14 protein-coding genes and 1 pseudogene are annotated in these 14,311 nt (G+C 72.5%); 8 read left to right on the top strand and 7 right to left on the bottom strand.

Annotation, left to right across the window (positions count from 1 at the left end):
• Positions 1-97 precede the first annotated feature (97 nt).
• From ACFYSC_RS31010 to ACFYSC_RS31000, 3 genes are all read left to right on the top strand, one after another.
• Positions 98-727 (top strand): SAM-dependent methyltransferase, encoded by a 630-nt coding sequence (locus tag ACFYSC_RS31010; protein ID WP_389968703.1) that lies wholly within the window; start codon positions 98-100, stop codon positions 725-727.
• Between the two features lie 93 nt (positions 728-820).
• Positions 821-1,636, top strand: coding sequence for an ABC transporter ATP-binding protein (locus tag ACFYSC_RS31005; protein ID WP_389968701.1), 816 nt, complete (start codon positions 821-823; stop codon positions 1,634-1,636).
• Entirely contained in the window at positions 1,621-3,357 is a 1,737-nt protein-coding gene (locus tag ACFYSC_RS31000) for a hypothetical protein (protein WP_389968699.1), read from the top strand. Before ACFYSC_RS31005 ends, ACFYSC_RS31000 begins: the two co-directional genes overlap by 16 nt.
• 25 nt (positions 3,358-3,382) lie before the next feature.
• Here the strand turns inward: ACFYSC_RS31000 and ACFYSC_RS30995 are convergent, their stop codons facing one another.
• The 6 genes from ACFYSC_RS30995 to ACFYSC_RS30970 form a co-directional block, all read right to left on the bottom strand.
• On the bottom strand, positions 3,383-4,459 hold the full coding sequence (locus tag ACFYSC_RS30995; RefSeq protein WP_389968697.1) for an epoxide hydrolase family protein: 1,077 nt from the start codon (positions 4,457-4,459) through the stop codon (positions 3,383-3,385).
• Positions 4,460-4,738: 279 nt separating this feature from the next.
• Complete coding sequence (locus tag ACFYSC_RS30990) at positions 4,739-6,334, bottom strand: ABC transporter permease (protein ID WP_389968695.1); 1,596 nt, start codon at positions 6,332-6,334, stop codon at positions 4,739-4,741.
• Entirely contained in the window at positions 6,331-6,519 is a 189-nt protein-coding gene (locus ACFYSC_RS30985) for a hypothetical protein (RefSeq protein ID WP_389968693.1), read from the bottom strand. Before ACFYSC_RS30985 ends, ACFYSC_RS30990 begins: the two co-directional genes overlap by 4 nt.
• Complete coding sequence (locus ACFYSC_RS30980) at positions 6,512-7,198, bottom strand: TetR/AcrR family transcriptional regulator (protein ID WP_389968691.1); 687 nt, start codon at positions 7,196-7,198, stop codon at positions 6,512-6,514. Before ACFYSC_RS30980 ends, ACFYSC_RS30985 begins: the two co-directional genes overlap by 8 nt.
• 350 nt (positions 7,199-7,548) lie before the next feature.
• Positions 7,549-9,660 carry a BTAD domain-containing putative transcriptional regulator gene (locus ACFYSC_RS30975; protein ID WP_389968689.1) on the bottom strand — a complete coding sequence of 704 codons (2,112 nt, stop codon included), beginning with the start codon at positions 9,658-9,660 and terminating at the stop codon, positions 7,549-7,551.
• Between the two features lie 332 nt (positions 9,661-9,992).
• Positions 9,993-10,859, bottom strand: coding sequence for an alpha/beta fold hydrolase (locus tag ACFYSC_RS30970; protein WP_389968687.1), 867 nt, complete (start codon positions 10,857-10,859; stop codon positions 9,993-9,995).
• Positions 10,860-10,965: 106 nt separating this feature from the next.
• Here ACFYSC_RS30970 and ACFYSC_RS30965 point away from each other — a divergent pair, with 106 nt between their 5' ends.
• The gene (locus ACFYSC_RS30965; RefSeq protein WP_389968685.1) at positions 10,966-11,445 is read left to right on the top strand and encodes a CGNR zinc finger domain-containing protein; all 480 of its coding nucleotides are present in this window, start codon (positions 10,966-10,968) and stop codon (positions 11,443-11,445) included.
• Between the two features lie 76 nt (positions 11,446-11,521).
• Entirely contained in the window at positions 11,522-11,890 is a 369-nt protein-coding gene (locus ACFYSC_RS30960) for a hypothetical protein (RefSeq protein WP_389968683.1), read from the top strand.
• A gap of 260 nt (positions 11,891-12,150) precedes the next feature.
• Here the strand turns inward: ACFYSC_RS30960 and ACFYSC_RS30955 are convergent, their stop codons facing one another.
• Positions 12,151-12,699, bottom strand: a complete 549-nt coding sequence (locus ACFYSC_RS30955) for a helix-turn-helix transcriptional regulator (RefSeq protein WP_389968682.1) — start codon at positions 12,697-12,699, stop codon at positions 12,151-12,153.
• 105 nt (positions 12,700-12,804) lie between these two features.
• Between ACFYSC_RS30955 and ACFYSC_RS30950 the strand changes: the two genes are divergently transcribed.
• From ACFYSC_RS30950 to ACFYSC_RS30940, 3 genes and pseudogenes are all read left to right on the top strand, one after another.
• Positions 12,805-13,182 carry a carboxymuconolactone decarboxylase family protein gene (locus tag ACFYSC_RS30950; protein ID WP_389968680.1) on the top strand — a complete coding sequence of 126 codons (378 nt, stop codon included), beginning with the start codon at positions 12,805-12,807 and terminating at the stop codon, positions 13,180-13,182.
• A complete protein-coding gene (locus ACFYSC_RS30945; RefSeq protein WP_389968678.1) occupies positions 13,134-13,646 on the top strand; it encodes a YdeI family protein in 513 nt (170 codons plus the stop codon). The genes ACFYSC_RS30950 and ACFYSC_RS30945 overlap by 49 nt, the downstream gene beginning before the upstream one ends.
• Before the next feature lie 99 nt (positions 13,647-13,745).
• Positions 13,746-14,183: pseudogene (locus ACFYSC_RS30940) on the top strand (Tn3 family transposase); the annotation flags it as partial.
• Positions 14,184-14,311 lie beyond the last annotated feature (128 nt).

The raw sequence follows: 14,311 nt of genomic DNA, 5'->3' as shown, positions 1-14,311 counted from the left end.
GCCGTCCGAAGAACAGGAGAACTCCGTTGAGCCGCCCCCGAATCATCACCTTCCGCACGCCGCCCGGCGCCGCGGTCACGACCGGCGAGGCCCCGTGATGGACGCCGCCGCCTGGGACGAGCGATACGCCGCCGCCGAACTCGTCTGGAGCGCCGAACCCAACCGGTGGGTCGCCCAGGCCCTGGACGGCCGCCCGCCCGGCACCGCCGTCGACCTGGCCTGCGGGGAGGGCCGCAACGCCGTGTGGCTGGCCGAGCGCGGCTGGCGGGTCACCGGCGTGGACTTCTCCTCGGTCGCCCTGGGCAAGGCCGAGGCGATGGCCGAGCGCCGCGGGGCGCCGGTGACCTGGGTGCACGCCGACGCCACCGCCTGGAGCCCGCCCGAGCCGGTCGACCTGGTCGTCCTGGCCTATTTCCACCTGCCCGCCGCCGAACGCCGCCGCGTGCACCGGACGGCCGCGCACGCCCTGGCCCCGGGAGGCACGCTCCTGGTGGCCGGGCACGACACGACGAACCTGACGCGCGGCGTCGGCGGGCCGCAGGACCCCGCGGTGCTGTTCACCCCCGGTGACGTGCTGGCCGACGTCGAGGGTCTGGGGCTGGAGACCGTACGCGCCGAGCAGCTCGTTCGGCCGGTGACCGGTCCCGGCGGGATCCGGGACGCCATCGACGCGGTGGTCGAGCTGCGCCGCCCGGATCCCGCCGGCGACGTCGACGCGCCCGCGTAGGTGTCCGCTCTGCCGCGTCGGGATTATCGGAAACACTTTATGCGGGCGGCAGTCCGCCCATAAGGTGCTGTCTGCCGAACAATGACCCGTGTCATGTTCCGGGGAAGGCCCGTTCGCCAACGTTCGACAAGGAAGTCCGTGAGCGCATCAACCGACGTTCCCGCCCTGCGCCTCAACGGCCTGGTCAAAAGATTCGGCCACGGACTCGCGGTCGACCACGTCGACCTGGAGGTGCCGGGCGGGTCGTTCTTCGGCCTGGTCGGTCCCAACGGAGCCGGCAAGACCACCACGCTGTCGATGGCGGTGGGCCTGCTGCGGCCGGACGCGGGCCGCGCCGAGATCTTCGGCCAGGACGTGTGGGCGGCCCCTGAGCGGGCCAAGGCCACGGTGGGGGTGCTGCCCGACGGGCTGGCCATGCCCGAGCGGCTGACCGGGCGGGAGGTGCTCACCTACCTGGGCCTGCTGCGCGGCCTGGCCGAAGACGTGGTGGCACGGCGGGCCGAGGAGCTGCTGGCCGTGCTGGAACTGGACGGTGCGGACAGGACGCTGGTCATCGAGTACTCGACCGGCATGCGCAAGAAGATCGGGTTGGCCATCGCGCTGCTGCACGCGCCGCGCCTGCTGGTGCTGGACGAGCCGTTCGAGGCCGTGGACCCGGTCTCGGCCGCCGCGATCAAGAAGATCCTGCGCGGCTTCGTCGCCGGCGGCGGCTCGATCGTGCTGTCCAGCCACGTGATGGCGCTGGTGGAGCAGCTGTGCGACCGCGTCGCGGTGATGGCCAAGGGCCGGGTGGCCGCGGTCGGCACGGTGGACGAGGTGCGTGGCGAGCGTTCCCTGGAGGACGCGTTCGTCGGGCTCGTCGGTGACCAGGACGACGACGTCAGGGAGCTGTCGTGGCTGTCGCGCTGACCATGGCCCGGATGAAGCTCGCCGTACTGCGGCACTCCTTCCACGGCACACGCGCGCAGATGGCGGGCACGGGAGCCGTGCTCGGCGTGCTGCTCGCGGCCGGAACGGTCTACCTCGCCTTCGCCGGCCCCGACCTGCTGGCCGCCGGGTACGCGGTCTGGCTGCTGGGCTGGATGCTCGGGCCCGTCTTCATGGGCGGCGGCGACGAGACGCTGCGTCCGGAGTACTTCTCCCTGCTCGGCCTGCCACCTCGCCGTCTGGCGACGGGGCTGCTGGTCGCGGCCTTCGTCGGCGTCGCACCGCTGGTCAGTCTCGGCGCGCTGCTCGGGCTGCTGGTCGCGGGCGTCCGCCTCGGTGTGGTGAACGCCCTGGTGGCCGTGGTCGCGATGGTGCTGCAGCTGGCCGTGCTCGTGCTGCTGTCGAAGGTGAGCGTGGCGGTGGTCGGGCTGGCGTTGCGGTCCCGGCCGGGTGCGCTCACCTCCGGCCTGATCAACGGCGCCCTCCTGGCGGCGCTCGGGCAGATCTGGGTCTTCTTCGTGGTCTTCGGCCAGACGGGCGTGCCCGCCGCGGTGTGGTACCTGCCCTCCGGGTGGGGACTGCTCGCCGTCCGGGGCCACTGGTGGGCGCTCGGCGCGCTGGCCGTACTGGCGCTGCTGCTCCTGGGCGCGTGGGCGGCCCTGATCGCCCGTCGCGTGGGCGCGGCCCGGGTCTCCGCGGGCGGCCGGCGGCCGATCACGGCGGGCACCGCCGTCGGCGCGGTCGTCGCCAAGGAGCTGCGCACCTGGTCACGCGACCTGGTGCGCAACCACCAGTTCGCCTTCGCCCTGTCGTACGCGCTCTGCTTCACCGCGAGCCCGCTGCTTCTCGGCTGGGACGCCATGCTTCCCTACGCCGGCCCCGTCTTCGTCGTGATGGCGGCCGCCATGACCGCCAACCTCTACGGCACGGACGGCACGGCCCTGTGGCTGACGCTCATGACGCCCGGCGCGAGCGACGTGCGCGGCCGGCAGCTGGCCTGGCTGTCGGCTCACGCGCCGGTGGCGACCGTGCTCGCCGTGGCGTTCACCGCTGTCGCCGGCGGCCCGTGGCCGCCGGTCCTGGCCCTGATGCCCGCCCTGCTCGGCGGCGCGGCCGGGCTGGTGCCGTTGATCTCGGTGTACGCCCTGGTGCCCGGCACCGACCCGCACCGCCGCGCGGGCAACCCGCTGCGTACCAGTGAGGACGACAGCGGCCTGACCGGCCTGGCCTACCTGATGCTCGTCCTCGTGGTCCTCACCGGCGCGCCCGCGGTCCTGACGGCGATCCGGTACGGCTGGGCCGGCGTGGCCGTCGGCGCCGCGTCCGGCGCACTGTGCTACTGGGGTCTCGGCCTGCTGGCCGAGCGGCGGCTGCGCGCGCACGGCCCCGAACTGCTGGACGTCATGCGGACCGGCCGCAGGCCGCGGACGACGATGACCTCCCGCTTCGACCAGCTGTCCAAAACCCGGAAGACCGTCGCCGGCTGGTGCTTCGGCTTCGGCGCCGTCCCACTGGTCCCGCAGGGCGTTCTGGCCGCCGTCTTCGTGTCCGACGGCATGCTGCGCCACAGCTGGTTCCTGGCCACGTACATGCCGCCCGGCCTGCGCTATCCGGTCGCCGCCGCCTTCGTCCTGCTCGGCCTGGCGATGTACGGCATGGGTGTATGGGTCATCAGGCGGCGGCCGGCTCCGGCGGCGTCGTAGGGCGCGGGCCGGAGGCGGGGCCGGGTCAGGTGCGGGCGAGGAAGAAGGCCCGGACGTCCCCGGCGAGCAGTTCCGGCACCTCCATCGCGGCGAAGTGGCCGCCGCGGTCGAACTCCGACCAGTGCCTGACGTCGTACAGCCGCTCGGCCAGCGGCCGCACCGACTGGGTGATGTCGTGGGGGAACACCGCCACGCCGAGCGGCACCCGGCAGGGCTGCCCGCCGCCTCGCGGGCTGTCGCGGTGGAGCCGGCCCGAGGAGGCCGCGGTCGCGGTCAGCCAGTACAGCGATACGTCGGTGAGTATCCGGTCGTCGCCGACCGGCGTGGCCGGGTCGGTCCACTGCGCGAACCGCTCGGCGATCCAGACCAGCTGGCCGACCGGCGAGTCGGTCAGCGCGTAGCCGATGGTCTGCGGGGTGAGCGCCTGCAGGGCCTGGTACGGCGGGCGGTCCGCCATCAGCCGCCGGACCTTGTCCAGCCGGGCCTCGTCCGCCTCGGACACCTCGACGCCGGGGTCCGGCCGGGTCGGCAGGTAGTTGACGTGCACCCCGACGACGTTCTCGGGCGCGACGGCGCCGAGTGCGATGGAGATGCCCGCGCCGAAGTCGCCGCCCTGCGCGCCGTAGCGCTCGTATCCGAGGCGGCGCATCAGCTCGGCCCAGGCCCGGGCGACCCGGACGGTGTCCCAGCCGCGCTCGTGGGTCGGCCCGGAGAAGCCGAAACCGGGGATGGACGGGATCACCAGGTGGAAGTCGCGCGACAGCGGCTCGATCACGTCGAGGAACTCCAGGAACGACCCGGGCCAGCCGTGGGTGAGGATCAGCGCGAGCGCGTCCGGCTTCGGGGACCGGACGTGGACGAAGTGGATGTTCTGGCCCTCGATCTCGGTCGTGAAGTGCGGAAGCTCGTTGAGCGCGGCCTCGTGTTCGCGCCAGTCGTAGCCGGTGCGCCAGTGCTCGGCCAGTTCCCTGAGCCGCGCCAGGGGGAAGCCGTAGTCCCATCCGGCGTCGGCGACCTCGTTGGGCCAGCGGGTGCGGGAGAGCCGGTCGTTCAGGTCGTCGAGGTCCGCCTGGGGGACGGCGATGCGGAACGGCTTGATCATGGTCTTCACTCCGGGGGACTCGTTCGACGCCTGATGGCCGGAGGGTTTCCACGACCATGACGCCCAATTGATTGGCAAGGCCAACGTTGGTATCACCAACTGTACATGCATTCATTGGTCACGCCAACGGTATGTGGCGGCCGGTTCGACGCGGTGGCAGGCCGGGTGCCCACCAGGTCGGGCTCCGTCGATGTGGTCGGGCTCGGGGACGGGCGCGCCACCGACCCGATGCGCCGGGGTACACGACCGGCCCGTTCCGGCCGGGTTCGGCGTGGGAGGTCAGCCGAAGTCGCGACGGCGCAGGGACAGCAGGCCGCCGATGAGAAGGAGGACGGTGACCGCGGTGAGCGCGAGGGTCGGGCGGGCATCGTACGGCGTCCCGGTCATCGCGTTTGCGACGTAGTGGAACGGCTCCACGGGGAGACCGCCGAAGAATCCGTAGAAGGGGGTGATGATCTGTCCCAGTGCGGAGGTCAGGACCCAGGCCGACCAGGAGATCGCCACGACGGCCCGCGGTGTCAGCCCGTACGCGAGCACACAGACCGCCCCCACGCTCCACGCCGCGGGCACGGTGGTCAGCGCCCCCGCGACGAAACGGGGTAGATCGATGGCGAGGTCGCCGACGAGCAGCGAGAACACCATGCCGAAGACCAGGCCGGCGACGGTCATCAGCGCGGCTGTGCCGAGCCCGGCCACGAGCAGGTGCCCGCCCGCCCAGCGCAGACGGGTCAGTGAGGTGGCCAGCACCGCCTCCCCCCGGCCCGAGACCTCCTCCGCCCGCAGCCGGATGACCATGAGCACCGGGTAGAGCGCGACGGCGTACGCCATGATCATGATCAGGTACCAGACGTACGCGGCAAGTGACGGCGATCGCATGCCGGTCATGGTGGTGATGGTGTCGAGCATGATGCTCGGCCGCGTGAGCAGGTCGTTCGTCAACGGGGACAGCCCGCCTGCGGCCCCCGCGAAGACCCCGACCCCCACCGCCCACTTCAGGAGCAGGCCGCGGTGCAGCCGCCAGGCCAGGCTGACCGGGCCGCGCAGCTTCGGGGCCGTGGCCGGGCCCGGCCGCTCGGTCAGCACGCCCGCGCCGAGGTCACGGCGGTCGAGCAGCCGGCACGCGAGCGCGTGCGGCGCCGCGCCGGCCACGAACACGACACCGGCCAGCCACCACCGCTCGTCCTGGTACGGCTGCACGAGATGACTCCAGCCGATGGGGGACAGGTACTTCAGCCAGGGCTGTCCCATGGCGTCCCCGGAGATGCGCATCACGTAGGCGAGCCCGAGCACGGACAGAGCGATCGTGGTGGCCGTGCGGGCCCCGGCGGCGAGCTGGGCGGCGACCGCGGCGACGCCCCCGAACAGCCAGCCCGCGAGCGCGATGGCGGTGCCGTACGCGACCGACCCGACCGGCGGGAGCCCGACCGTGATCAGCGCGGCCGCGGTCAGCGCCCCGGCGAGCAGGCTGACGCCCGTCGCCACCAGCACGGCGGCGATCAGTGGGGCACGACGGCTCACGACGGCGGCGCGGACCAGCTCGGCCCTGCCCGCGTCCTCCTCCCTGCGGGTGTGCCGGATGACCGACATCAGGGCGGCGAACGCGCTTGCCACGTACAGGAAGCCGCCGCTGCGCCAGGTCGCGAGCACCTCGAGCCGGGGTTCCACCCGGCCGCCGCCGATCGCATGGAGGAAGGGCGTCCTGGTGATGATGCCGAGGTAGGTGAGCTTCAGCTCCCTGGTGGCCATGTAGCGGTTGATGTAGGCCACCATCACCAGGCTCATGCCCACGATCAGCAGGATCCACCAGGGGGCGATGGACCGTTCGCGGCGCAGTGCCAGGCGGACCAGGTGGCCGGTGCCGGTGAAAGGGCTCATGGTGTCGCTCCTGCGTGTCGCCCGTCGCTCCCGCCGGGGCGGCCGTAGCACCGCAGGAACGACTCCTCCAGGGTGGGGGGCCTGTGCACCTCTCCGGCGCCCGCCACGACGAGAGCGAGGCCGTCCGATGCGCGGGTGGCGCCGAACGTCTTGACCGAGCCTGTCACGGAGATCGCGTCACGCATCGGGACGCTCCTCGGCCGAACCGAACGTGACTCCGGTGTCCGTCCGGGTCCTGTCCAGGGCGTCGCGGTGGGCGGCGGCCTCTTCAGGGCTGAGCCAGGGGTGGGAGTAGAGGTCGAGCAGGGTCAGGGCGAGCAGGTGGGCGCCCTCTTGACCGGAGACGTCGGCGCCCAGCCCTCGGGACACGTGCTTGTGGAGGATCGCGACGGCCAGGGCCATCGCCGTGCCCACCGTCGCCCTGGCCTTGCGGCCGGTGAAGGGGGGATCAGAGCGGCGCTCGTCCAACCTTGCGAGCCACTGCTCGCTCATCTGGACCATCGCGTCGAACACCGGCTCGGCCCATCCTTCGGTCAGGGCGCGCGCCAGGTATCGCTGGTAGGGCCCGAGGGCCGCCATGGAGGCCGCGACGTGGTTCACGCTGTTCACGCCGGCGGTCGTGTCGGCGTCGGCCTGCTCGTTGATCCTGCTGATCAGTTTGATCAGGTGGGCGTCACACGCCTCGCGCAGGGCCTGCTTGGACCCGAAGTGATGGCGCAGCAGTCCCGGAGAGACGCCGGCGGTCTCGGCGATCGCCCGGGTCGTCGCCCTGTCGAAGCCATGCTCCCCGAAATGCCGCAAGGCCGCGTCCCTGATCCGCGCGCGAGCGGTCAGGTCCTCAGCCTCGTGTCCTGATGTCGTCACTGCCCGTAGCTCCTATCCGATTGCATAGTAAATTGCCCTTCTGGAGAGAATGCTATGCAAGCGCATAGTACGTCTGAGGCGCGGGAGTGAACAGGGGAGAGGCCGAGTACGAGAGAAAAAGGGACGGTCATGTCGCCGGCCAAGGCGATCACACGGCTCCCGCGAGCGCGCCGCATGGCCGGGACGGGTGTGCTCCGAAGGCGGCGACGGCCCGGCCCCGGCGGGTGCCGAACCGGCCGGGCACGTGCGCATCGGTCACGCTCGCGCCTCCACCGCCCGGCGGTCCTCGGACGGCGGCGCCGCCGTCACAGCGCTGCGCTGCGAGGGGCGGCGCCGGCCGTACGGCCCGCTCACCGGGTGCGGCGGAGGGCGGCGTCGAGGTCGCCGAGGTAGGCGGAGACCGGGCCCAGGCTGAGCACGCCGCTGCCCGCGCCGGCCAGCTCCGCCGCCGCGGGTACGAGCGCGGCGCGGGCGCGTTCCATCGTCTCCCGGTCGCCGGCGGCGATCGCCGCCCGTGCCACCAGGCACCACAGAGCCTCATGCAGCAGGTCGCCGGGCGGGTCCGGGACCGCGCGCAGCGCCTCCGCCGCCTCGTCACGGCGATCCCGGTCCAGCAGGACCAGGGGCCGGACCCACGGCTCGTACGGCCCCCAGCCGGTGAGCCCGCCGGTCCGCGGGGACCCGCCCTCGCACACTCCCGGGTCGGCGTGCCCGCCGGTCCGCGGGGACCCGTCCCCGCGCACTTCCACGTCGGCGTGTCCGCCGGTCCGTGGCGGTCCCTCCCGGCGCACCCGCAGGCACAGCAGCGCGAGCGGCAGCAGGCCGCACTCCAGCCCCGGCATGCCGACGCCGTCCGGCCGCGCGGCCGCGTAGGCCGCCTCCACCTCCGCCCGCGGCGCGCCGCCCTCCTCGGCGAGCCGCATCACCCGGTACAAACGGGTGAACACGCCCGCCAGCGGCAGCTCGTTGCGCCCGGCCAGGCGGTCGGCGGCCTCCGCGTGGCGGTCGGCCGCCGCGAAGTCGCCGAGCGCGCCGCGGGCCTGCAGACGGATGAGGTGCCCGAGCACCTCGAAGGTGACCAGGCCGTGACGGGCGGACAGCGCGACCAGCTCGGCGCCGATCCCGTCGCGGCGCGCGGCCAGACCCGCCCGGTGGAAGGTCTGCATGAACACGCCGTTGAGGGCGAACGCCAGCAGCGCGGGATCGTCCAGGTCGCGGGCGAGCCGCTCGGCCTCCCGGGCCGCCCGGAGGGCGCGCGCCGTACGGTCGCCGCGCGACTCCACGGCGATCGTGGCCAGCAGCCGCGCCCGCGCCGCCTCGTGCCCACCGGGCGGAAGCGCGGCCAGGGCGCGCTCGGCGGCCGCGACCACCTGGGCGGCCTGCTCCGGATCGTCGACCCGGGTCCAGATCGCCGGGACGTCGTAGGCGCCGATCACGCGGGCGGTCAGCTCCGCGTCGCCCAGCTCCTCCGCCGCCGAGACGGCGGCCACCCGGTGCCGTCGTGCCTCCTCCAGACCGCCCGCGCCGGTCACCGCGAGGTTGCGCAGCAGGCCCACCGTCGACTCCAGCCGTGCTCGGGCGCCGGAGGCCACGGCGCGGTCGTAGGCCGCGGCCGCCCGCGCCCACACCCGGGCCGCACCGGCCGCCGCGGAGCCGTGGTCGAGATCGGGGCCGGGGTCGGGGCCGGGGTCCGGAGGGTCGAGATGGCGGGCCTGGCCGAGGATGTCCGCCTCCAGACGGCGCAGCCGCGGCCCCGGATCCACCCCGAGCTGCTCGACCAGGAGCGTCCGCGCCCGGCGCAGCACCGCCAGGGCGTCCCCCTGGCGGCCGGCGCGGTACAGCGCGAGCGCCAGCAGCCGCCAGGCGTCCTCGCGCCAGGGATGGCCGGTCACGTGCGCGTCCAGGTCCGGCACCGCCTCCGCCGCCAGGCCCAGGGCCAGCCGGGCCTCGGCCCGGCGCTCGACGGCGTGCAGCCGCAGCTCCGCCAGGCGGGAGCGTTCGGCGCGGGTCCAGTCCTCGTCGGCGAACTCGGCGTAGGCGGGTCCGCGCCACAGGTCCAGCGCCTCTCCCAGCCGTGCCGCCGCCTCGGCGGGAGGCAGCGCCGCGGCGGCGGTCACCGAATCCTCGAAGCACCAGGCGTCCACCGCGCCGGGGTCGGCACGCAGCGCGTACCCCGGCCCCTCGGTGACCAGCAGCCGGGCCGGGGCCCGGGGCGGGCGCTCCGGCTCCAGTGCGCGGCGCAGCGCGGCCACGAAGGTGCGCACCGCACCCACCGGGCCCACGGTGTCGGGGAAGGGGTCCTCCCACAGGTCCTCCACCAGCCGGGTGACCGGGACGACGCGGCCGCGGGCGACGATCAGCCGGGCCAGCACCGCGCGGTGCCGCGGCCCCCTGAGCGCGATCGCGTCCCCGGCGCCGTCCCAGGCCGCCACCGGCCCCAGCACCCCGAACGTGACCCGCATCCCCCGACCGTCCCCTCCGGGCGCCCGGCTGTCTCACCCGGCGCCGATCCGGCATCGCCCCCGGTCAAGCTACCGGCTCGGGCCACCGCGCCGGGAACGGCGGAGACCCGGCCACGCGACGCCGGTCCGGCCGGGATCCGTCCGGCCACGCGGACCCCTGCCACGTGCCGGGGTTGAGGAACCCCGGGATGCCGAGGAGCAGGAGCCGCTCGGTCTGGAGGGGGTATCGCCGAGGCGAGCCCAAAAGGGGCCACGGGATGGTCACACCTATGGCATGCGGCTTTAGGGTGGGGACCGGCGCGGTGGCCCTCCGTTTCCAGCCCCGGCCCTACTTATCCCAGCACCCGTCCGAGGAAGCCGCGCAGGTAGCCCGCGACGACGTCCAGGTGGCTCTCCAGCAGAAAGTGACCGCCGTTGATCAGGTGCACCTCCGCGTCCTTTGCGTCGCGGGCGAAGGCCTGCGCGCCGGCCGGGCCGAAGATTTCGTCGTTGCGGCCCCACACGGCGAGCACCGGGACCTCGCTGGTGCGCAGGAATTCGTGCAGCAGCGGGTAGAGCGGGCGGTTGTTCTGGTAGTCGTGGAACAGCGCCAGCTGGACCTCGTCGTTGCCCTCGCGGGAGACGAGGGCGAAGTCGTGCTCCCAGGTGTCCGGGCTGACCAGGCTCGGGTCGGGTACGCCGTGCATGTACTGCCAGCGGATGGCGTCGATGCTCAGCGCGGCGCGGACGGCGGGTTCGGTGTCGGGGCCGGGGTTCGCCCCGTAGGCCCAGACGTCGGTCCAGAACGACTCGACGAAACCGTCCTCGTAGCCGTTGCCGTTCTGGGTGACGAGGGCGGAGATCCGTTCGGGGTGCTGGAGCGCGAGGCGCCATCCGATGGGGGCGCCGTAGTCCTGGACGTAGAGGGCGTAGCGGTCCAGGCCCAGTTGGTCGAGCAGTCCGGAGGTGAGTTCGGCGAGGGCGTCGAAGGTGTAGGTGAATTCTCCCACGAGGGGGGCGTCGGAGTGGCCGAAGCCGAGGTGGTCGGGCGCGACGACGTGGTAGTCGTCGGCCAGCAGCGGGATGAGCTCGCGGAACATGAACGAGCTGGTCGGGTAGCCGTGCAGCAGGACGATCACGGGAGCGTCGGCGGGGCCGGCTTCGCGGTAGAAGATCTCATGACCGTCGACAGCGGCGGTCCTGTGGTGCACCGAGTGCATATCTAACCTCTTTGGGTGTCTAATCCGGTTAGTTTCTCGCCATGCAAGCACGGGATGGTCTAACCTGTCAAATGATTCGATCTGGTTAGAAGGGGAATGGCACCCGATGGACGCGCTACTGGACCTGCTCAACAGCAGGCCACTGGTCAACGGCGAGGAACAGGACGCACTCGGCGACCCGTCCGAAGGCAGGCGCTGGGCGCAGGAGCGCGGCGGCGATGGCAGCCTCGCGGAGCTCGCGCTGCTGCGCGAGACGCGCGACATCCTGCAGGGCATAGTGCGCGGAGAAAGCTCGCCCGCCACGATGAGCCCGCTGCTCGAAGGGGTCCACCAGACCCCAGAGATCACTTCGGGTGGCCTTCAGTGGACGCTCAAGACCCCCCCGCATGCCCGGCTGGCCGTTGAGATGGTCCTCGCCTGGGCCGCCACCGAGAAGCAACTGCCTGGCCGACTGCGCCCCTGTGCCAACAACGAGTGCCAGCTTTTCCTGCTCGACCGCAGCCGCGCCAACCGCGCCCGCTGGTGTTCAATGGCCGTCTGCGGCAACCGCGAAAAAGCACGTCGCCACTATGAACGCACCCGTTGACCCGTCCCCACGCGGCTAGCGTTCTCAAGCCCGCAAGGGCAAGCACGGCGGCCGGCCGCCGGTCATCACCGAGGACATGCTGCACACCGTGCTGCGGCGCCGGGCGAACGGCGAGTCCGTCGAGCAGATCCAGCCCGGCCTGATCATCCCCACCGGCAAGCGCAAGGGCCAGAACCCCTCCGTGGCCGGCATCTACCGGGCGCTCGCCGAGCACGCCAGGCGCGAGGCGTACCCCGAAGCCATCGAGGCCGCGCACGCCGACTTCGCCGCCCTCCAGGCCGGTGCCGTTCCCGAGCCCCGTACCGGCGCCGCGGCCGTGGCGCCGGGCTGCTCGTCGATCACGAAGCAAGATCATCCCATGGCCCCTTTTGGGCTCACCTCGGCCTCCGGGGAGGATCGGACCGGATTTTGGCGCTGCGGAGTCGCTCTTGACGACGATTCGTGAAGACGGCCGTTTGCCCTGGTCGAGGTCCTTGGCGTGCCTGCTCGTGCCTCATATGGGGCATACGGAGGGGCAGGGCCGGAGGGTGCCGATGGCCCCGCCTGCCTCCTGAATCCCGGTTCATCGGTCCGACCCTCCGCGGTGGCGTTCAGCGCGGGATTGCCCAGTCCGGCATCCAGGTCCCCGCGGCGCGGACCTCCTATCTGAGACAGCGTTTCCGCAGGTCGCGTCTTCGCGGACCGGCAGTGCGGCGGGTGTTTGTGTTACTGGTTGTCGTTGAGGAGCCGGTAGGGGCCCACTCGGCGGGTGGACGTCGTTCCGGTCCGGTCGCGGTAGGTCAACCGGGTGCGTTCGCCTCGCCGGCACGCGGTGGCCAGGTCGAGGAGCAGCGCGGGGGAGATCTGGCTGTCGTCGGGTCGTGCGGTGTGGGTGAACGCGGTGTCCAGCCCGCCGAGCCGGTCGGCGATCCTGGCCGGCAGCACCCGGCGTAGTTTCAGCAGCGCCGACAGGGCTGCCTGGTCGCTGCCGGAGACTCCGCTGAAGGCGGCGGTGCGCAGCCCGACAGCGACTGCGAGGGCCTCCTCCTCGTCAAGGATCAGTGGCGGAATGCTGGTTCCGGGCCCGAGGTGGTAGCCGCCCCATGGGCCCATCTCGGATTCGATGCCGTAGCCGAGCTCACGTAGCCGGGCGATGTCCCGGCGAACCGTCCGTTCGGTGATCTCCAGCTGGGCGGAAAGATCAGCGCACGTCCAGGACCGCCGCGTTGACAGCAAAGACAGCAGCCGCAGCAGCCGCGCCGCGGTGTTGACCATGGCTGACTCCTCGGCCGAAAAGTCCATTACGACGATGACCTCCGCCAAGGTGCGCTAGATGACGGAACCGGACGGGCCGAGGTGACCGATGAAGGAGCAACACTGATGGAAGCACGCATGAAGAGCGTGGCGAATTCCGACGTGATCACAGCGGTCCAGCATCTCCAGAAGGCGATTCACGCCGGTGGCGTCGACCCGCTCGTGCTCGAGCTGGTCCATCTGCGGGCCAGCCAGATCAACGGCTGCAGCCCGTGTGTGTTCGCCGGCGTCCAGTCGGCGAAGAAGCATGGAGAGGCCAACGAGCGGCTGCACAGCGTGATCACCTGGCGCGAGACCCCGTTCTTCACCGAGGAGGAGCGGGCGGCGCTCGCGCTGACCACCGATGCCCGAGCCTGGCGGGAGTGGCTCGCAGGCACCACGACAGCTCGGCAGGGGTGTGGCTGGTCCTCGCCAAGCGGAACACGACCCGGCCCACCAGCCTGACCTATGACCAGGCGCTCGACGAAGCCCTGTGCCACGGCTGGATCGACGGTCGGCTACGACGGCGGGATGAGATCACCTTCTGCCGGCGCTTCACCCCTCGCGGAAGGCGAAGTCCCTGGTCGGCGCGGAACGTTTCCATCGTCACCCGTCTGATCGGTGAGGGCCGGATGCATCCGGCCGGAATGACCGAGGTCGAACGCGCCAAGGCCGACGGCCGCTGGGAGGCGGCCTACGCGGGACAAGCCGGCATCGAGGTGCCGGCCGATCTGGCCGCCGCACTGGCCGCGAAACCCCAGGCACAAGCCATGTTCGACATTCTCACCTCCCAGAACCGCTACGCCGTTCTCTATCGGATCACGAACGCCAAACGCGCCGAGACCCGAGCCCGCCGTATCACCCGGCTCGTTGACATGCTCGCCCGCGGCGAGGCGATCCACCCGCAAAAGCGCGCCCTCGGCAGTTGAACGCTGGACCACTCCTCTCCCCGCCTCGCTCCTCTAAGCCCACGCGCATGCGGCGCGACGTTCGGCCAGAGCCGGAACCTTACCCAGCCCCCCAAGAACAAGGCCCTGCACCCGCTCAGCATCTTGGACCCGATCGACGACACTTACCGCCGCAAGCTGAACAAGCAGCTCACCGTGCAGGAGTCGCGGCACCGGCTCGCCCGCAAGATCTGCCATGGCGGCAACGGTCAGATCCGGAAGGCTTATCGGGAGGGCCAGGAGGATCAGCTAGCGGCTCTGGGGCTGGTCGTCAACGCGGTCGCGCTGTGGAACTCCAAGTACCTATCGGCTGCGGTCGACCGGCTGCGCGCCGACGGCGTCCCGGTGAAGGATGAGGATGCCGCCCGGCTGTCCCCGCTCGGCCACGCCCACCTCAACGTCCTGGGCCGCTACTCCATCTCCTCCTCCGCACCGGCCGAAGGACTGCGGCAGCTCGGTGAGATCCCCGACCTGCCCGACTTCCCCGACAGCGACGACCTGGAGGAGGAAGGGGCGTAGGACCTGCCGGGGGGGGGGGGGGGGCCCCCCCCCCCCCCCCCCCCCCCCCGCGGGGGGCCCCCCCCCGGGGGGGGGCGCGGCGGGGGGGGGCGGGGCGGGGGCCCCCCCCCCCCCCCGCCGGCGCCGGG

The sequence above is a fragment of the Streptosporangium sp. NPDC004379 genome (assembly GCF_042873875.1).
Classification (GTDB): domain Bacteria; phylum Actinomycetota; class Actinomycetes; order Streptosporangiales; family Streptosporangiaceae; genus Streptosporangium.
Note: the sequence above shows the minus strand (reverse complement) of the source record. Positions and strands in the feature narration are given on the sequence as shown.